The 18,886-nt window shown below is 44.4% G+C and carries 19 protein-coding genes; all 19 read left to right on the top strand.

All coding sequences use genetic code 11. From position 1 onward, the window contains the following. The first annotated feature begins 5 nt into the window (after window positions 1-5). The 19 genes from tnpC (at window position 6) to IX84_RS19175 (ending at window position 18,620) form a co-directional block, all read left to right on the top strand. Window positions 6-1,427, top strand: coding sequence for an IS66 family transposase (gene tnpC, locus IX84_RS19265; protein WP_052515688.1), 1,422 nt, complete (start codon window positions 6-8; stop codon window positions 1,425-1,427). 240 nt (window positions 1,428-1,667) lie between these two features. Beyond that, entirely contained in the window at window positions 1,668-1,958 is a 291-nt protein-coding gene (locus IX84_RS19260; RefSeq protein WP_044224478.1) for an O-fucosyltransferase family protein, read from the top strand. A 6-nt stretch (window positions 1,959-1,964) separates the two neighbouring features. Next, complete coding sequence (locus IX84_RS19255; protein ID WP_044224476.1) at window positions 1,965-2,663, top strand: sulfotransferase family 2 domain-containing protein; 699 nt, start codon at window positions 1,965-1,967, stop codon at window positions 2,661-2,663. Between the two features lie 12 nt (window positions 2,664-2,675). Next, window positions 2,676-3,476: a hypothetical protein gene (locus tag IX84_RS19250; protein ID WP_044224471.1), complete on the top strand. Its 801-nt coding sequence runs from the start codon at window positions 2,676-2,678 to the stop codon at window positions 3,474-3,476. Continuing rightward, window positions 3,466-4,425 carry a glycosyltransferase family 2 protein gene (locus tag IX84_RS19245; RefSeq protein WP_052516219.1) on the top strand — a complete coding sequence of 320 codons (960 nt, stop codon included), beginning with the start codon at window positions 3,466-3,468 and terminating at the stop codon, window positions 4,423-4,425. Before IX84_RS19250 ends, IX84_RS19245 begins: the two co-directional genes overlap by 11 nt. A 207-nt stretch (window positions 4,426-4,632) precedes the next feature. Then, window positions 4,633-5,673: a glycosyltransferase family 9 protein gene (locus IX84_RS19240; RefSeq protein WP_152605146.1), complete on the top strand. Its 1,041-nt coding sequence runs from the start codon at window positions 4,633-4,635 to the stop codon at window positions 5,671-5,673. Further along, window positions 5,670-6,461 (top strand): hypothetical protein, encoded by a 792-nt coding sequence (locus IX84_RS19235; protein WP_044224464.1) that lies wholly within the window; start codon window positions 5,670-5,672, stop codon window positions 6,459-6,461. Before IX84_RS19240 ends, IX84_RS19235 begins: the two co-directional genes overlap by 4 nt. A gap of 1 nt (window position 6,462) precedes the next feature. Further along, the gene (locus IX84_RS19230; RefSeq protein ID WP_052516218.1) at window positions 6,463-7,263 is read left to right on the top strand and encodes a class I SAM-dependent methyltransferase; all 801 of its coding nucleotides are present in this window, start codon (window positions 6,463-6,465) and stop codon (window positions 7,261-7,263) included. A 403-nt stretch (window positions 7,264-7,666) separates the two neighbouring features. Further along, on the top strand, window positions 7,667-8,533 hold the full coding sequence (locus IX84_RS31235; RefSeq protein WP_052516217.1) for a glycosyltransferase family 2 protein: 867 nt from the start codon (window positions 7,667-7,669) through the stop codon (window positions 8,531-8,533). A gap of 11 nt (window positions 8,534-8,544) precedes the next feature. Beyond that, on the top strand, window positions 8,545-9,654 hold the full coding sequence (locus IX84_RS19220; RefSeq protein WP_152605145.1) for a glycosyltransferase family 4 protein: 1,110 nt from the start codon (window positions 8,545-8,547) through the stop codon (window positions 9,652-9,654). Further along, the gene (locus tag IX84_RS19215; RefSeq protein ID WP_044224458.1) at window positions 9,655-10,680 is read left to right on the top strand and encodes a CgeB family protein; all 1,026 of its coding nucleotides are present in this window, start codon (window positions 9,655-9,657) and stop codon (window positions 10,678-10,680) included. Between the two features lie 11 nt (window positions 10,681-10,691). Continuing rightward, window positions 10,692-11,807 carry a glycosyltransferase family protein gene (locus tag IX84_RS19210; RefSeq protein WP_152605144.1) on the top strand — a complete coding sequence of 372 codons (1,116 nt, stop codon included), beginning with the start codon at window positions 10,692-10,694 and terminating at the stop codon, window positions 11,805-11,807. A 193-nt stretch (window positions 11,808-12,000) separates the two neighbouring features. Next, window positions 12,001-13,086: a hypothetical protein gene (locus IX84_RS19205; RefSeq protein WP_044224450.1), complete on the top strand. Its 1,086-nt coding sequence runs from the start codon at window positions 12,001-12,003 to the stop codon at window positions 13,084-13,086. A gap of 3 nt (window positions 13,087-13,089) precedes the next feature. Further along, window positions 13,090-14,085 (top strand): glycosyltransferase family 4 protein, encoded by a 996-nt coding sequence (locus tag IX84_RS19200; RefSeq protein ID WP_052516216.1) that lies wholly within the window; start codon window positions 13,090-13,092, stop codon window positions 14,083-14,085. After that, window positions 14,078-15,229, top strand: a complete 1,152-nt coding sequence (locus tag IX84_RS19195) for a glycosyltransferase (RefSeq protein ID WP_044224444.1) — start codon at window positions 14,078-14,080, stop codon at window positions 15,227-15,229. Before IX84_RS19200 ends, IX84_RS19195 begins: the two co-directional genes overlap by 8 nt. Window positions 15,230-15,241: 12 nt before the next feature. After that, entirely contained in the window at window positions 15,242-15,796 is a 555-nt protein-coding gene (locus IX84_RS19190; protein ID WP_044224441.1) for a putative colanic acid biosynthesis acetyltransferase, read from the top strand. A 260-nt stretch (window positions 15,797-16,056) separates the two neighbouring features. Next, a complete protein-coding gene (locus IX84_RS19185) occupies window positions 16,057-16,815 on the top strand; it encodes a glycosyltransferase family 2 protein (RefSeq protein WP_202965273.1) in 759 nt (252 codons plus the stop codon). 239 nt (window positions 16,816-17,054) lie between these two features. Then, a complete protein-coding gene (gene gmd / locus IX84_RS19180) occupies window positions 17,055-18,170 on the top strand; it encodes a GDP-mannose 4,6-dehydratase (protein WP_044224436.1) in 1,116 nt (371 codons plus the stop codon). A gap of 42 nt (window positions 18,171-18,212) precedes the next feature. After that, a complete protein-coding gene (locus IX84_RS19175; protein ID WP_044224433.1) occupies window positions 18,213-18,620 on the top strand; it encodes a GxxExxY protein in 408 nt (135 codons plus the stop codon). Window positions 18,621-18,886 lie beyond the last annotated feature (266 nt).

The following is an 18,886-nucleotide window of genomic DNA, read 5'->3' as shown; positions in this document are numbered from 1 at the left end:
CACAGGTGAACAAGGACGAGATCATAGCGCAACAAGCTGAGCAAATAGCAAAGCTGGAATCACTGCTGGAAGCAGCGCTGGCTCGTATTGCAGAGCTGGAAGCACAGCTGAAAGCCAACAGCCGGACTTCGTCGCGGCCTCCGAGCAGCGATGGGCTGAAGAAGGCCCCTGCTTTCCCGCGCAAGAAAGGCGGCAAGAAGGGAGGCCAGTCTGGGCATAAGGGGAAGACGCTTGAGATGGTCGCCCCGTCTGCAGCAGACCGCCTTGTTGTCCACCCGGTAGCTGAGCAAAAATGCAGCTGCGGCCAGAACCTGGAAAGCACTGTGCCAAGCATAAGCTTAGAGCGCCGCCAGGTTTTTGACCTCCCCCCGAAGCTTTTGCAAATAGAAGAGCACCGCCTGGAGGTCAAACATTGCCCTTGCTGTGGCGAGCAGCATACAGGCAGCTTCCCGTCCGGCGTGCCAGCCCCCGTACAATACGGCGACAGGGTACATGCCTTAGTCAGCCTGCTGAATGTGGAGCAAAGCATGCCCGTAGGGCGCATAGGGGAGCTCTTTGCCAGCCTGACAGGGTATGAGCTTAATGAGAATACAGTATCCACTTCCGTACAGCGCATGTACGGGAAGCTGGCCGATGATGAGGCGGTTATCAAAGAGCAGGCATTGTCCAGCCCCGTAGCGCATGCTGACGAAAGCGGTGCCCGGGTGGCAGGCAAACTGCACTGGGCACATAATTTTGTCTGTGGCCTGTTTACTTATCTGTTTGTGCATGAGAAAAGAGGCGCACAGGCGCTGCACAGCGACGAAAGCATAGCTCAAAACTATACAGGCACACTGGTGCACGACTGCTGGGCAAGCTATTTTGGCTTGGAAAACGCCCGCCATGCGCTTTGTGGGGCGCACTTGCTGCGCGAGCTTAGAGGCCTAGCTGAAAACCATGAGCGCCAGTGGGCTGACAAGATGCACAGTTTGTTAATGTACGCTTACGAATTTAGCAGTGGCGGGAGCTCAGTGCTGCCGGCTAAAAAATATAAAACGGTCCTGTCCCGCTACCGGCAAATCTTAAAAGAAGCCAGCCGTGAAGAGCCGCCGCCCGAACTCCGCCCAAAAGGCCGGGCGAAGAAAACAAAAGGGAGGAACCTGCTCGAAAGGCTGGAACGATACGAAGAAGAAGTACTGAGGTTCACGCGGGAGCACGAAGTGCCCTTCACTAATAACCTGGCCGAACGTGATATCCGCCCGTTAAAAACGAAGCTAAAAGTCAGTGGCTGCTTCCGTACCCTACAGGGTGCGCGGCACTATGCAAGGATCAAAAGCTTTTGCAGCACGGCAAAAAAGCACGGCTTGTCTGCCTATGAAGAGTTGCTCAACGCTTGGCGGGGCGAGTCGTTCCTTCGCAGCTACGCTGCCGCAGGAACCCACACCTAAATAGTTACAGAATTTTTTAAAAAGCAAAAAAACTTAAATAAATTAGCTAAGTACGATGTTATCTCATTCCATACTTGTCATCGTTTTTTATATCCAGAGGATTATTCTTTATTTAAACCAAAAAATTACATACAAAATATTATAGATAGTCAGTACTTAAGCTTACGAAATCATAAAGTCATAGGATTACATATACGGCGTACAGATCATATAAAAGCTATTGAAAATAGTCCAATTATATTGTTTGAGCAGATCATACATAAAGAAATTGAAAATAATCAAGATGTAAAGTTTTTTTTAGCAACAGACGATTCCCAAGTAAAGGCATATTTAATCAAAAAGTTTCCCGGTGCAATCCACACTAATGATTTTGAGTTGAACAGAACCACTAGAAAAGGAATTGAAAATGCAGTTATAGATTTATATATGTTATCAAAAACAGAAAAAATTTATGCATCTCATGGCAGTTCCTTTTCGGAAACTGCCTTTCATATGGGCGAAACAAAGTTAGAAATCCTAAAAACAAACTAATGTCCTATGATAGATCATAATAGAAAATTTGTATTTATTCATATTCCTAGAACAGGAGGAACAAGTATAGAGAATGCCTTTAATTATGATTCTAAGGTCGACAATTATAAATTTAAACATTTGAGTGCTTCTCAGACTAAGTCATTATTAACGGATATACTTTGGTCAGATTATTTTAAAATGGCATTAGTTAGGAATCCGTTTGACCGGATGATTTCAGCTTGGAAAAGAGGATTTTATGAAAATGAAAAATCTAAAGATTTATATAATTTTTTACTAAATTATAAGCCAGCACCTCATGAATATGAGAGTTTTGAATACTCAAAAATACTTGATTTACCCTTAGATTATATTGGAAAATTTGAAGAGTTACCTGAGGTGTTTAATTATTTGAAAACTAAATTTGACATTAAGAATGATTTACCAATCATTGAAAAATCTAATCGTTCTAAAATTTATCAATCATATTATAATAAGAAAACGAAGGCTATTGTTACTTACCTCCATAAAAAAGATTTAAAGAAATTCAATTATAAGTTTTTAGATTTAAGTAAAGAAACCCGATACAATTTATACCAATACTATTTTTATGTTTTGGAATTTAATTTAAAAAAAAAGTACTTAACATTTGTTAACTCTCAGTTTTTTAGAAAAATCTATCTTATAACTCGTTCCTTATTAAATAAAATAGGAACTTTTTTATAAAATGTAGTATACTTGAAAATCCACCTTTACACTACCTACTACCCTGAAAAAAAAGCAGCGCGACGTGCAGAACTGCAGCAGTGCTTAACCCATAATTTGGCCAATAAGGCGTTGGCTAGCATTACGGTGTTTAATGAGGGAGGCGATTTAAGCGCCTTTGCCCATAAAAAGTTAAGGGTGGTACCCATGAGCCAAAGGCCAACCTATCAAGATTTTTTTGAGTACATCAACCAAAATAGTCCAAGTGATCACATCCACATCATCGCCAATACCGATATTTATTTTGATGAACATCTAGGGGTGCTTAAGTATTTAGATCTAGAGGGTAAAGCCTTGGCCCTATCGCGCTGGGATACCACAGGCTTTAAACAACCGCAACTTTATAATAAGAACAGTAGCCAGGATGTTTGGATAATTAAAGGATCAATTAAAGCCACTTTACAAGCCGCATTTCCTTTAGGAGTGCCGCGCTGTGATAACCGATTAATGTATGAATTGGAGCAAGCCGGTTACGAGGTATTGAACCCCGCTTACAGTATTAAGGCTTATCATCTACATGAAGGCCAACGCGACTTGGTGTATACCGAGGCAGATAATGTGTACCAAATACCACCACCTTACCGGTATAAATACCCTCATAATTGGTGGGGTTTTTGGAAGACACTTTGGTTTAATAGAACCCACCAAGAGCAGTTAGGGGGGTACCGTTATGATATCAAAAAACTCAATAACTGGTGGGTCATTCGCTTGCCGCGTAAAGTATTGGAAATTGTTTTAAGAAAAAAAATGCCCTTAATTGGCTATGATGCATAAAAAAACGGAGGAATTGCATTTTATTGTTTTAGACCCTGTACCATTAGAGACAAAACGACCACTTTGGTCAATCGTCATCCCCACCTATAACTGCGCCCATTACCTTAAAGAAACTTTAGCGTCGGTTTTAGCCCAAGATTTGGGGCCAGAACACATGGAAATCATCGTGGTGGATGACCATTCCACCCAAGATGATCCGGAAGCGGTGGTACAGCATTATGGTGAGGGACGAGTTAAGTTTATACGCCAAGAAAAAAATGTAGGCAAAGTTCGAAATTATGAAACAGGCCTAAAGGCTAGTAAAGGAAATTACATTCACCAATTGCATGGGGACGATATGGTACGCCCTGGTTTTTATACGACCATGGCCCAACTTTTAAAGGACCATCCTGATGCAGGTGCTGCGTTTTGTAGATCGCTATATATCGATGACCAAGGGCGCTGGACGGGGATGACAGGGATGCTGCAAGCGGAAGAAGGTATCGTCCCCGATATGTTGGCTAAATTATATACCGAACAATACATTCAAACTCCCTCTATGGTGGTGAAGCGCGACGTTTATGAAACAATAGGGACATTTGATCGCCGTTTAAACTGCATGGAAGATTGGGAAATGTGGATCCGTATTGCCAATAATTACCCTATAGCTTCTTCAAATCAGGTGTTAGCTCTATATCGTAGTCATGAATCTAATGCTACGCAGCAAACGTTTCAAGATGGTTCCGCTTTACAAACGCATCAATTGGTTTTTAATATTGTTGATGAATATACATATGCAGAAATAACAAATAAATTAAAACACCAAAGAGCTAAAAAACAAGCAGAATTTTGGTTGGAATATTACAGGTCTTCTAGACATGTCATGAGCAGGGCAGATAAATTACGGATAGGACGTTTTATTCTATCTAAGCACATTAGCTTGAAGATTTTATATAGATTGTTAAAATAAGTCCGCTAAAATAGGTCTACTTTTAGAAAGTAATAGAATTTACTTAATTTGACGTTATAATGAACCTGAGAAGTTTTAATTTTGTTAGCGAAAACACAACAAATATCATCTAAATCGCTGCTCATAGTTTGGGTGTACTATCCGGCTGTGGGGCATTTGGTAGAGGCACTTGAGGTAGCTGCTAATTACCACAAAGCGCATCCCAATTTGAAAATTCATCTTTTGGTTCATCACAAAAGTCCTTATTTACTTGGTGACTATTGCAATTTTATTGAAGCAGTCTACCCTATAGATGACGAACATGGTAAGCACACCGAGTCAATTTCCCAGTTAAAACTACCCGATACCTTTGATTATGTGGTGTTCCCAAAACGTTTGTTATATACCCCAGAGGATTTTACATCATCTCTTTTAGCTTGTAATCGTTTGTTACAAAAACACTTTAAAGCCAGGCTATGGCATGGCTATAACGATACTCCAGATGCCCATCCGCAGGCATTAACATCGGCACCTTACAGTGCCTTTACCATACAAATTCCCACAGAGAAAATAAGTTTTAAGCTGCCAACTCGTATAGGGTATCCCCTCATAGCAGTAATGCTTAAAGGGGCTTCTAGACAAAGCATTTGGCCTAGTTTTAGGACTTGGAAAAAGATATTTAATACCATTCATTTAGCTTACCCCAATGCCACCTTTATAATAACTGGCCTAAGCAGGGTGCATAGTAAAGCCAAAGTGAGCACGGCTAAGGCAAAAGAGACTGTTACCGACTTTATTAACAGTATTCCTGGCGCCATAAACGCTTATGATGTTGGTTTGGACAATCAGTTAGGACTTATACAACGCGCCGACGTGTTTTTGTCCCCTCATACAGGTTTTGCCTTTTTAGCACCTTGTTTGGGAACCCCCTGGTTGGCCTTATCAGGTGGGCAGTGGGCAGAACCCATGCCCGCAAGGATGCCTTTTTATTGTGTAATGCCTAGATGTAAGAAGTACCCCTGCAACAATGGTGATATAAAGATAAAATGCAAACTAAGATTAAAGTTTAAACAACCTATTGAATGCATGAGTAATCTAACCACAAAACAGGAAGATATAATTCAAGGCTTAAAAAAACTTCTAGATGAAGATTATACTTTCGAGAAGGCATATGATGATTATGCGCAATTAGCATTCCTTAATCAGGTAAACCTGAGAAAATTATCTATTGCACCAGAATTTGTTTATAAAATTAGAGGAGAAAAATGATATATTTAATAAATTATGCAAATAAGCCTTATGCCAAAATGCAAAAATTCCAATCCTATACGGCTAAAAATTTTGGTGGTATTGATAAAATCATAGAATACTCAGATAGCGATATCTATAGGGATAAAACCTTCTATTTAAACAACAAGAAAATTCTTGATATTAAAAAGGGAAACGGATTATTTTTATGGAAACCTTATATAATTTTAAAAACTCTTCAAAAACTTGGTAAGGATGATATATTAATTTACTGTGATGTTGATACAATTTTTATTGATGATGTAAAACCTTTAACCCAACTGATGAAAAAGAAAAAAAGTTCCTTAATGGTTTTTGATTCTCCAAATTTTGAATATGAATATACCAAATATAACCTTTGCCAAGATCTAGGTTTACTGGAAAATAGTATTTTAGAATCAAGACAACGTTACGCAAGCTATAGCTTATATCGTAAAACTAAGTATACCTTAGGATTTATACAAGAGTGGTTAAATACGTGTACTATTTATGATCATATAAGTGATGAAGTTAAGTCTTATCACCCAACATATGGTCAGAAGTTTGTACATAATCTTCAGGATCAATCAATTTTTTCTTTATTAACAAAAAAGCACAGAATAGAAGCATTTAGAGACCCTAGTAATTGGGGAAATAATTTTAAGAAAGAATATGGAAATAGTTTTTATGACCAGTTACTTTATAATGGTGTAGCAGAGTCACGTAAGTTATGGTTAATGACTTACTTATTTGGAAAAGCTTACCTAACTAAAAAGTTTAAAAGAGATTAAAATGAAATATATTCACGATGAGTTGCAACATAATCTAAAAGATCCAGAGATTATTATTCCAAAAATCCTTAATTTATTTAACCCTAGGAGCGTTGTTGATGTTGGTTGCGGTGTTGGAAATTTTTTATATGTATGTAAGAGTCATGGTGTTAAGAAAGTATTGGGTGTTGATGGATCTTGGGCGAGAACGGATTTGTTAAATAGGTATCTAGGCGAAAACGAATTTTTAGAGTTCGACCTAGAACAGCCTTTAAATCTAAATGAATATTATGACCTTGTTATCAGTCTTGAAGTGGCAGAACACTTAAGTCCTGATTCAGCTAAAATACATGTAAAAAATCTTGTGAACGCTGGAAAAATTATTTTGTTTTCGGCTGCAGTTCCATTTCAACCAGGTCAAAATCATATTAATGAACAATGGTTGTCATACTGGGTTAATTTATTTGAAACTGAAAATTATGTTCTACATAATGTCTTACGACCATTATTTTGGGAAAGTTCATGCCAAACATGTTATAAACAAAATATGGTGATTTTTGCACCAAAAGGCTACGCATTTCAAAAAAAAATAGAACAATCTTTACTGACAGATGTTGTCCATAAAGAGTTATACGATTTAAAAGTTAGACAGTTAGAAGATATTAATCGGAAATACAAAAATCTACTTAATGGACATGTTAGTTTGGTAACAATAATAAAGATGATATTTAAAAGAATATTAGGTATTGGTGGCTGGAATACTCTTAAAAAAAATATAAATCATAATCATAACGATAGCTCTAACCAAAAACTTATAAATTAAACTTAATATAGAATTTAATGGTTAATAAAGAATAGTTTAGGCTATTGGATTTTGCAGTCACCAAGATTCATATTATGCCAGACATCATTCATTTGCAATCTGTTTTTTGTTTTTAAATCCAAGTTAAAGAGTTTATTGTATTTGGAATCCATCCGCCTTTATTGAATGATTAGTGTTCATATGTTTTCATAAAATGAAAAAAAAACAAAATAGCCAAACACATTCATTTAATCAACTAAATTTTAGAGGTGTAAGAAAATTGGAATAGTAGTTTGTAGACATTTTATTTTAAGGTGGATGAAATATCTAGAATATCTCCTTCGATTCTCCGATTTACAAAGTTTTCAAGTAAAAATTAAGTTGTTTTTCAAATCAGGCAATGATGTATAATTAAGTTGTCAATATGAGTAAGCCTATAGTTTCAATTCTAACTACCGTTTTTAACCGTGAAAAATACCTTGCCGACTGTATTGAGAGTGTGCTGGCTTCTACCTATCAAGACTGGGAATTGATCATAGTGGATGACCAATCTAAAGACGCTTCAGTAGCCATAGCCCAAAGCTATGCGGCTAAAGATGCTCGTATTAAGGTCTATGAGAATAAACAGAACTTAGGGGATTATCCCAATCGGAATCAGGCGGCAGCTTATGCCCAAGGGAAATATCTAAAGTACCTCGATGCCGATGATCTCATTTACCCCCATGGTTTGCAAATTATGGTTGACACTATGGAGAACCATCCTGAGTGTGCTTTAGGAGTATCGCAGCAAGTAGCAGAAGATACTGAGCCATATCCTTTTGTAATGGCGCCAAAAGAAGCTTACTATCGAGAGTTTTTGATGCGAGGAGTCCTAGGCTTTCCGCCGTCTTTAGCGATTATAAAAAAGACTGTTTTTGATGAAATGGGCGGATTCTCGGGCAAGAGGTATATTGGCGATACAGAGTTCTGGTTGCGTTTGGCCAGAGCGCATTCTATTTTAAAAATAGAACCAGGATTGGTATATTGGCGGGAACATGATGATCAAGAATATCAAAAAGGTATGCAATCTCATGACTATTTGATTAACAATTTTTTGTTATCTATGGAGATGTTAAATTCAGAGCATTGTCCATTAGAACAATCCCATATAACGCAAGCGAAGAGGTTTTATAAGAAACGCTTATCCAGAACTATAATAAGACTATTATGGGAGACCAAGTCAATTAGAAAGGTCAAAGCTGTTAAAGATGCCTGTGGACGGAGCTGGTCTCAAATTTTGTGTAGTATTTAAACCATACAAATTTGAGTAGAGTACTCTACATATCAAATATTCCAGAAAAAAGCCAAACAGGTGGTGCCAATGCTGTGAATTTTCACATGTACCAAGAGCTACAGCAACATTTTGACTGTACCTATGCCCAAATCAACCCAGGCTACAGCAGGCTGTCTAAGCTGATGTCCAACATCAACAGAAAGCTCTTAAAACGTCCTGGGCATTTTTTCTTTTTTTCCAATAAGCGTTTAAAAGCCATACAAGCAGCTTTTGAGGCCATCACGGCCCCATACGATCTGGTTTTTTTTAAAGGCATCACTCCCTGGGTGTTATGTGAGCCTAAAACTCCTTACGCGGCCTACTGCGATGTGGGGTTTCAACAGTTTTTTGAAAACACCTTTGCGTATAAAGACTTTAGCCACAGTGACATCCAGCGCATTTTGTCTTTGGAAAAACAATGGCTGTCTAATGCAGCGGCCGTCTTCTTTGAATCGCGTTGGGGGCTGCAGCAAACTGCCAAGACCTTTGAAAAGATTCATAATTTTAAGCCAGTTGGTAGAGGAGGCAGCATCCCGCTGCCCGTGATGGATGTTTACAAGGGGGACTTAAATTTATTGGTCATTGCCAATGACTTTTATCAAAAAGGAGGAGACTACAGCTATCAGGCCATGAAAGCCTTAGAGCCCAAGTATCCGAGTTTAAAACTACAGATTATTGGTGGGGCTCCACCACCGAACCTATTAGATGATCCAGTCGTCATCTACCACGGGCGTTTAAGCAAAGAAGATCCAACAGAGCGCCAAAAAATGGTGGATCTTATGAGTCAAAGCTTTGTGCTCATGCACATGACCAGAGAGGATACCAACCCCTTGGTGATTACAGAAGCGGGCTATTATGGCTGCCCTACGATCAGTATTGATAGGTTTGCCATTCCAGAATTGGTGCGGCACGAGGAAACAGGTTTTCTCTGTAAATCTTATGACATTCAAGAAATTTCAGATTATTTGCAAAGGGCCCTTTGCGATACCAAAGGGTATCAGCAAATGCGAGCGCGTACCTTTGCGTACAATCAGCGTGAATTTTCGTGGGAAGCCATTGGCAAGAGCGTTGCAGACCATCTAAAGACCTTGTTGACATAAATGAAAGTACTCTACATTGGGCAGTATACAGAAGGCACCACCTCCAAAATGCGAGCAGAAGCCCTGAGGCGCATCACCGCACCGGTTTCTTTTGAATATATCGATACCCATGTGCCCTTTTATCGCTGCCATCCCATTTGGCGCTCTCTGGCTTTTCGGTTTAAGAAAGGTAAGGTTATTGGGGCTACCAATACCTATATTTTAGAACAACTCTCCGGTCATTACGATGTAATTTGGGTAGACAAGGCGGTCTTTATCACTAAAAAGGTCACGCAGCAGCTTAGTAAAAGTAGCGAGTTGTTAGTTCATTATACGCCCGATACTGCCTTCAAAGAAAATGTCTCCCACTTTTTTTACGACAGTTTACCCTTATACGACTTTGTGATTACAACCAAGTCTTTTGATTTGCTGCATTATCGGGCTTTTATTGGAGAAGAAAAACTATTATATATTCCCCAGGGCTACAATAAAGCGTTGCATTATCCTCGCCATTCCTTTGACCAGAAAAAAAAGCGGGTCGTTTTTATTGGCCTTTATGAGCCGTCACGTGGGGCAGCTTTGCTTGCTTTATTACGTGAAGGTATACCGGTAGCCCTGGCGGGAAAAAAATGGAAACCTTTTGTTACCCAGAATCAAGATTATCCCTTGTCTTACCTGGGAGATCGTCTAATTAATGATGCCTATGTCAAGGCAGTCTCTGAATCGGCTTTAAGTTTGGGGTTGTTATCCAAACGTTTTCCCGAGATGCATACGACTCGTACGTTTGAAATACCGGCCTGTGGGACCGCCCTGGTGACCGAGTATAACGAAGAGATTGGTCAATTTTTCGGGGAAGGAGAAGCCATTTTTTATAAGGATGAGCGAGATATGGTAGAGCGGGTCAAATATTTTCTAGCAAATGATGAAGCCTTGCGAGCGGTGACCAAACGCGGTTTGGATAGAGTACGTAAAAGTGCATATGATTATGAGTCCCAACTAAGGGACGTCTGCCGGACCACTGGAATTATATCCAACAATCCATCCTGATTCGTATTATTTTGAAAAAGGTTTTTATTTTACATTTATTGCCTTTAGAGTACTATCCTCCGGTTACTAACTTATTAGATATCATCCATCAGAGGAAGCCATTTACCGTGAAGGTTTATTCCACTCATAATACTAAGCATAGACCCGTTTACAACAGGGCTAGTATACCGGTATACCGGAGTGATTATCCCGCTTATGTTGCTAACCCTTTGTTGAAAATTTGGGCTTATCTTCAATTGGTGATCAAGCCGCTATGGTATATGTGGCGTTTCCGGCCAGATGCTATCCTATATTATGAACCCCATTCGGCAGCTCCTGCTTATCTTTATAAGAGGTATTTCAGATCCAGGGTCAAGGTTTTTATTCATAACCATGAGTATTACGCTCCTGAGGAATTTAATGAGGCTGCCATGGGGTCAATACGATTTTTTCACCATTTGGAGCGAACGTATTTGTATAAAAAAGCAGTTTGGATATCTCAAACGAATCGGCAAAGATTAGCGCTGTTTCATAAGGATTACCCTTTTATTCCTTCTCAGGTTTTACATACCCTGGCCAATTACCCACCAGAATCCTGGCAAAAACATCGTAAAAGTAGACTGGCTTCGCCGAGGGTTAGATTGCTTTATATTGGGGCTTTGTCATTCGAAAATACACATATAAAGTCTGTAGTAGATTTTGTCCTACAGCACCAGGATCAAATGAGTTTGGATATTTATGCCTATAATGTGAGCCAGGAAGTACAACAATTCCTGGAAGGGCAGGACGAGGAAGTAATCCGCTATTTTAAAGCAGGTGTAAATTATATAGATATACCCAATATAGCTCAGTCATTCGACATTGGCCTGGTTCTGTATAATGGGCACAACCTGAACTATATTTATAATGCCCCCAATAAGTTATTTGAGTATTTGGCTTGTGGTTTGAATGTATGGGTTCCTGAGGAACTGGCTGGTTGCAGACCCTATCTAAATAGTCAGAATCGACCTCAAGTACTTTCCTTAAATTACAATGAACTGGACTCCAGCTTAATCTCTACTCATTTAGCTAGTTTAGAGTTGCCTTTGATGAATACTACCTACTATTGTAATCAGGAGTTGCAACCATTAATTCAAGCGCTAAGCTAACGCTTTATGATCCTGTATGGAACCGTTTAGTATTATCGGATTGACGGTAGTTTTGCTTGTCTTATTACGCTTTACCCAGCGTTTGGGCAAAGGGGTGCCTATCATCGAACTATTATTGTTGTTAGCGGGGCTACAGTGGATTATTGGCCCAATAATAGAGTATAACTTTCCTACAAACCATTATAAATACTATATGTACGTACTCGAGGCAGAGTACATGGGCTACATCGTACCCGCCTATGGCTTTTTCGTACTGTCTACTTTGGGCGGGCTGGGTCGCTATGGCAGGCTGGCTATTCCTGTGACGCAACTAAAGCGTTACAAACAATATGGCCTGGGCGTATTTCTGATTGGCGTCTTTTTTGACCTGATTTCCGGTGTTTTGCCGGGCACATTGGGCTTTTTTGCATTCCTGGCCTCCAACTTTAAGTTTGTCGGTGCTATTGTGCTTTTCTTTAGTAATGACCCACGCCTCCGCAACATCTTTTACCTGGCATTGGGGTATTTGTTTTTAAGCGCACTGAGGCAGGCAATGTTCCACGATCTCGTGCTTTGGTCGGTCTTTTTCTACATGTTCTGGGCATTGAAGCACCAGCCCTCCAAATCACAGATTTACCTGACAATACTCATCGGTGTTCTATCGCTTTCCACTCTACAAACCATCAAAGCCGCCTACCGAATGCAGGTCTGGCAGGGGTACGGCGGCAACAAGCTGGAGTTATTCGCTGACCTGGCACTTGATGCTCTGTTTCAGGACAACCGCAATGCCGAACAGCTTAGCGGCACAGAAAACAATGTGCGGCTTAATCAGGGATGGATCATCAGCGCCATCATGGATGAAATCCCTGCCCGGACACCATTTATTGGGGGCGAGACCATCGGACAAGCTATATCCGCATCAATCCTGCCACGGTTCCTAAACCCCAACAAAACGCGGGCCGGCGGCCGGGAAAACTTTCGGAGGTTCACCGGGCTGGACATTAGCCAAGGTACCTCAATGGGTATAAGTATCGTCGGGGAAGCCTATGGCAACTACAATGTCTTTGGCGGCATTCTCTTTATGGGCGCCTGGGGTTTTTTCCTGGCCCGATTTTGGCGTTTTTTGTTGAAAAACGCCGGACAAAATCTGCTGCTTATCGCCTTCCTGCCCCTGATTTTCCTTCAGGTGGTCAAGGCGGAAACAGAACTGGTGGTCGTGCTCAATCATATGGTCAAAGCCAGTATTGTGGTCTTTGGCTTCTTCTGGGCCGCCAGGAATATTCTAAACTGGAAGGTCTGACTGGTGAAGGTGACCCTGTTTTTCCGCAAAGCTTTTTCGCATCAGTACAGCATTGAGCAGGTATTTGAAGCTTTGCAGGGCTGCTTCCCCGAAACGCCAAAGTGGTATACACTGCCTTTCCCGAGCAAGGGGCTGGCCCCCCGCCTGAAAAACGGGCTGAATGCCCGGAGGCAGCAAGGAGTGGTCAACCACGTTACCGGTGACATCACTTACATCACTCCTTTTCTGGAACGGGGGCGCACCGTGGTCACCTTCCATGATTTTGAATTCCTAAAGCGGAGCAGCGGGCTGAAGCGCCGGTTGCTTTTTTGGTTTTGGGTGTTCCTACCAGCCCGTCACGCCCGGTACATCACAACGATTTCCGAGGCCACCAAAAAAGACCTGCTGGAACTGGCTCCCATTCCTGAAGCAAAGATTGCAGTGATCCCCAACCCGCTCACGCTGCCGGTAGCAGAGGCTCCAATACCATCCGCTGCCATCAACCACCCGCCGGTTGTACTCCACATTGGCACCAAAGCCAACAAAAACCTGGAGGGCCTTATTCGGGCAATTGAGGGGTTGTCTCTGACATTAGATATCGTGGGCAAGTTGACGCCTGTTCAGAAAGCCCTGTTGGAAAAACATCGCATCCGCTATCACAATGCATACAAGATCAGTAAAGCAGCGCTTGTACAAAAATACCGTAATGCCGATGCCCTGGCATTCGTCTCTACGCTGGAAGGGTTTGGGCTCCCTATCGTAGAAGCACAGGCCCTCGGTTGCCCGGTCATCACCAGCAACTGCTCCTCTATGCCCGAAGTAGCCGGGAGTGCCGCCTGCATGGTTGACCCTTCCGATACAGACAGCATCCGTACCGGCGTACAGCGCGTTCTGAACGATCCGGCTTACCGGGAGCAGCTTGTTGCGGCAGGATTTGAAAATGTGAAGCGGTTTGAGCCCGCACGTATCGCTCAGCAATACTGGTCGCTCTACCAGAAAGTCAGCAGTGCCAATGGCTAACCCTTTGGGAAAAGCACTCCTGCTAACTGATTGGTTTGCTCCGGGCTACCGGGCCGGCGGCCCCATTTCCTCCACCGTCAATCTGGTAAAAGGCCTGTCCCCTACTATGCCCATGCTGGTGGTGACCGGAGACCGGGACCTGGGCGACACGCAGCCCTACGAGGGCATCCGCGCCAACCATTGGGTGGCCTACGAAGGCACTGCCACACAAGTGCAATACCTCAGCCCAGCTGACCGGCGCAAGCGCATCCGAACGATTTTGCGGCAGCACCCTACCCTCCCCCTGTACCTGAACAGCATGTTCTCCCCGGACTTCACGCTCTGGCCGCTATGGTTGCACCTCAGGGGAGCGCACCGGGGAAAAGTGGTTTTGGCTCCACGGGGGATGCTGCGGAGTTCAGCCCTGGCTTTCAAGCCAATTAAAAAAAAGCTTTTGCTAAGCCTCCTGCACACCATAGGGCTGCAACGCCGCATCTGTTTTCACGCCACCGATGCCACGGAAGCCAAAGATATCCGCTCGGTTTTTGGCCCTGCTGCAAAGGTAGTACAGCTTTCTAACTTTCCCGTACAGCCGGAAGCCCGGAAGCCCGTCAAAGCTGCCCCCGCTCCGGCCTGGAAACTCCTTTTTGTGGGGCGCATCCACCCGATCAAGGGGTTGCTCCATGCCTTGCAGGTACTGCAATACATTAGCCACCCCGTGGAGTTGACCATTATTGGCCCTATGGAAGATCCGAGCTACTGGAAAGACTGTGAAGCAGCCATCCAAAAACTGCCTGCCAATATTTCGGTAAGCTATGCGGGTGAACAGCCTCCGCCCAAGGTAAAAGACGCACTGCTGGCTCACCACTTTTTTATACTGCCCACTCATGGTGAAAACTTTGGGCATGCCATTTTCGAGGCTTTAGCTACTGGAACGCCCGTGCTGATTAGCGATCAAACGCCGTGGCGGTGGCTAAAAAAACATAAAGCAGGCTGGGACCTGCCCTTATCTGAGCCGGAAGCCTGGAAAACAGCCCTCCATCATGCTTTAACAATGACCGCTCATGAGTACGAACAATGGTCCAGGTCTGCCCATCGTTTTGCAAAGGAGTATTTTGCAAAGCAAGACCTGGTTTCATCCTACAAAAAGCTCTTTTCCAAGTAGCCCTTTTCCAGGATGCCCCAAACCGACCTCTCCCGCTACCAAAACAAAGCTTTTCAGCGTGGCGCTCCCCGTTGGAAAGAACTGCTTTGGCTGCTCTGCAGCGCGATACTGTTCCGCCATCCCCTGGCCATTATCAATGGTTTGAAAATTCAGGTATTGAAGGCCTTCGGAGCAAAGGTGGGGACCGGCGTGGTCATCAAGCCATCCGTAACCATCAAATTCCCCTGGAAGCTCCGCATCGGCGACCACGTTTGGATAGGCGAAGGCGCCTGGATTGACAACCTCGATCAGGTCGATATTGGCAGCCACTGCTGCATTTCTCAGGGCGCTATGCTGCTCTGTGGCAATCACAACTACAAAAAAAGCAGTTTTGACCTCATCACCGCCCCCATTACACTAGAAAATGGCGTATGGATTGGGGCGCAGTCCCTGGTTTGCCCGGGCGTCAGGTGCGGGAGCCATGCGGTCCTTTCGGTCAAGTCTGTGGCAACCTCAAATCTGGAAGCCTTCACCATTTATCAGGGGAATCCGGCGGTAGCTAAGAAAGAGCGGAGGGTGCAAGACTAAGACTGTGTTGGGAATTCGCTTTTGGAGCGAATGTAGTCAAATTTTATTCTGAACAAGTCTTTGATCCCGACATTCATCGTCGGGGGCGCGATGAGGGAGCCTAGCCTGAGCTAAGCGACTGAAGAGCAACGAAGTACAGGATAAAATTTGGCAAATGCAGCCCAAAGGGTGAAATCCCAACACAGTCTAAAAGGGTCAGAAAATAGAGAGCACCAAGTTTTTAGCCCGGCTCTGCCAATCGAACGAAGGCATTAAATTCCATTCTCATTTCTCTCACGTTTTCCATCATCACCGTCTGCTACAACAGTAGCGCCACCATTGCGGATACGCTGGAAAGCGTTGCCAGGCAGCAACACCCCGGTATCGAGCACCTCATCATTGACGGCGTCAGCCAGGACAACACCCTCGCCATTGCCCGGCAGTACCCCCATGTCTCCAAAATCATTTCCGAGCCAGACAGCGGGCTTTACGATGCCATGAACAAAGGCATAGCCCACGCCACCGGGCAGTACATAGCCTTCCTCAATGCCGATGACTTCTACGCTACCCCCGGTACCCTCCAACGGGTAGCCCGGCAGCTTAAAGACACCCAAGCCGACACCCTCTACGGCGATCTGCACTACGTCACAGCCCAACCACCATTCAACGTAGTCCGGCACTGGAAGTCCGGCCCCTACCGCCACCGCAACTTCCTGCACGGATGGATGCCCCCCCACCCCACCTTCTTCGCCCGCCGCGCGCTGTTTGAGCAATACGGCAGCTTCGACCTCCGCTTCCGCTCCGCAGCAGACTATGAGCTCATGCTCCGCTTCCTCTACAAGCACAAAGCCTCCGCCACCTACCTGCCTGAAGTACTCGTCAAAATGCGCACCGGTGGCATGAGCAACGCCAGCTTCCGCCACCGCATCCGCGCCAACCGCGAAGACCACCTCGCCTGGCAGGTCAACGGGCTAAAACCCTATCCCCACACCACAATACTCAAACCCCTCCGCAAACTAGGCCAGTGGTTTAGGAATTAAAGGCTATTTTCCCGTAATTGTGGCAACACAGCATAAGAAAAAACTCCATGGTTAAATTCACCACAGAGGCACACAGTGCACAAAACTCCACGGAACTCCATGGTTTTACTCACCACAGAGGCGCACAGTGGTAACCCCCCTAAGTGCCTCCGTGCCTTAGTGGTAAAAACTCCATGAAACTCCATGGTAAAACCCCTAAGCGCCTAACGTGCCTTAGTGGTAAAAACAAAAAACAAAACATGAAGAAAAAAGCCCTAATCACCGGCATCACCGGCCAAGACGGCGCCTACCTAAGCGAACTCCTGCTCGAAAAAGGCTACGAAGTCCACGGCATCAAACGCCGCGCTTCCCTTTTCAATACCGCCCGCATCGACCACCTCTATCAGGACCCCCACGAGGAAGACCTCCGCTTCATCCTCCACTACGGCGACCTGACCGACAGCACCAACCTCATCCGTATCATACAGGAAGTACAGCCGGATGAAATCTACAACCTTGGTGCGATGTCCCACGTGCAGGTCAGCTTCGATGCCCCGGAGTACGCCGCCGATGCCGATGGCCTGGGCACCACCCGTATCCTCGAAGCCATCCGCATCCTCGGGCTGCAGGAAAAGACCCGCTTCTACCAGGCCTCCACCTCCGAGCTCTACGGCCTCGTACAGGAAGTCCCACAGCGGGAGACCACCCCCTTCTACCCCCGCTCCCCCTACGCCGTCGCCAAGCTCTACGCCTATTGGATCACCGTCAACTACCGCGAGGCCTACAACATGTACGCCTGCAACGGCATCCTCTTCAACCACGAGAGTCCCCTGCGGGGCGAGACCTTCGTCACTCGTAAGATCACCCGCGCCGTCGCCAAAATCGCCCTCGGGCTACAAGACAAAGTCTTCCTAGGCAACATGGATGCCAAGCGCGACTGGGGCCACGCCAAAGACTATATCGAAGGCATGTGGCTGATGCTACAGCAGGATCAGGCAGAGGACTTCGTCCTCGCCACCGGCGTCACCACGAGCGTGCGCGACTTCGTCCGCATGAGCTTCCGCGAGATCGGCGTGGAGCTGGAATTCAAGGGCGAGGGCGTGAACGAGATTGGCATCGTCAGCAGCAGTTCCAATCCGGAGTACGCCCTGCAGGTCGGCAGCGAGGTCGTCGCTGTAGACCCGCAGTACTTCCGCCCTACCGAGGTGGACCTCCTCATTGGTGACCCTTCCAAAGCCAAGGTCAAGCTGGGCTGGGAGCCGTCTTATGATTTGCAGGCGCTGTGTAGTGAGATGGTGGCGGCGGATATTGAGTTGTTCCGGCGGGATCAGGTGTTGAGGGAGGCGGGGTTTGAGGTTAAGAATGAGTTTGAATAGTAATAACCACTAAGGCACTCAGGCAGTAAGGTACACTAAGGTATGACGCAATCATTCATCAATAATTTAGCTTATCAAATTGTTGGTTGCGCTATTGAGGTGCATAAGCACTTAGGCCCAGGACTTCTAGAGTCCGTTTACGAAGAATGTTTGGTTGAGGAATTAAGGATCAGGGGATTAAAAGTGGAGCGTCAGGTCTTAGTGCCAATTGCCTACAAAGGTAGAGAGTTGTCAACACCTTTGCGTTTAGACCTTCTGGTGAACGATATAATTATTATCGAACTCAAAGCAGTAGAGATAGTCTTACCGGTACACAAAGCTCAGTTACTGTCCTATTTGATGTTAACAGAAAAGCCCAAAGGCCTGCTGCTTAATTTTCACACCGATAATATTGTAAAATCAGCAGTACATTTAGTTACAGAGGAATTTGCTAAGCTACCAAAATCTTAGTGACCCTATGTGCCTAACGTGCCTTAGTGGTAAAAAAACTAAGTGCACCCTAAGTGCCTAACGTGCCTTAGTGGTAAAAAAACTCAGTGCACCCTAAGTGCCTAACGTGCCTTAGTGGTAAAAAAACTCAGTGCACCCTAAGTGCCTAACGTGCCTTAGTGGTAAAAAAACTCAGTGCACCCTAAGTGCCTAACGTGCCTTAGTGGTAAAAAAACTCAGTGCACCCTAAGTGCCTAACGTGCCTTAGTGGTAAAAAAACTCAGTGC

Source organism: Phaeodactylibacter xiamenensis (assembly GCF_000759025.1).
GTDB classification, from domain to species: domain Bacteria; phylum Bacteroidota; class Bacteroidia; order Chitinophagales; family Saprospiraceae; genus Phaeodactylibacter; species Phaeodactylibacter xiamenensis.
The sequence above is the reverse complement of the archived record's forward strand: the minus strand, read 5'-3'. Positions and strand labels throughout refer to the sequence as shown.

What these genes read in the sequence shown, in the direction of transcription:
- IX84_RS19255 (WP_044224476.1), top strand. Translation starts at nt 1,965, where the DNA reads ATGATAGATCATAATAGAAAATTTGTATTTATTCATATTCCTAGAACA.
- IX84_RS19245 (WP_052516219.1), top strand. Translation starts at nt 3,466, where the DNA reads ATGATGCATAAAAAAACGGAGGAATTGCATTTTATTGTTTTAGACCCT.
- IX84_RS19235 (WP_044224464.1), top strand. Translation starts at nt 5,670, where the DNA reads ATGATATATTTAATAAATTATGCAAATAAGCCTTATGCCAAAATGCAA.
- IX84_RS19230 (WP_052516218.1), top strand. Translation starts at nt 6,463, where the DNA reads ATGAAATATATTCACGATGAGTTGCAACATAATCTAAAAGATCCAGAG.
- IX84_RS31235 (WP_052516217.1), top strand. Translation starts at nt 7,667, where the DNA reads ATGAGTAAGCCTATAGTTTCAATTCTAACTACCGTTTTTAACCGTGAA.
- IX84_RS19215 (WP_044224458.1), top strand. Translation starts at nt 9,655, where the DNA reads ATGAAAGTACTCTACATTGGGCAGTATACAGAAGGCACCACCTCCAAA.
- IX84_RS19205 (WP_044224450.1), top strand. Translation starts at nt 12,001, where the DNA reads ATGTACGTACTCGAGGCAGAGTACATGGGCTACATCGTACCCGCCTAT.
- IX84_RS19195 (WP_044224444.1), top strand. Translation starts at nt 14,078, where the DNA reads ATGGCTAACCCTTTGGGAAAAGCACTCCTGCTAACTGATTGGTTTGCT.
- IX84_RS19190 (WP_044224441.1), top strand. Translation starts at nt 15,242, where the DNA reads ATGCCCCAAACCGACCTCTCCCGCTACCAAAACAAAGCTTTTCAGCGT.
- gmd (WP_044224436.1), top strand. Translation starts at nt 17,055, where the DNA reads ATGAAGAAAAAAGCCCTAATCACCGGCATCACCGGCCAAGACGGCGCC.
- IX84_RS19175 (WP_044224433.1), top strand. Translation starts at nt 18,213, where the DNA reads ATGACGCAATCATTCATCAATAATTTAGCTTATCAAATTGTTGGTTGC.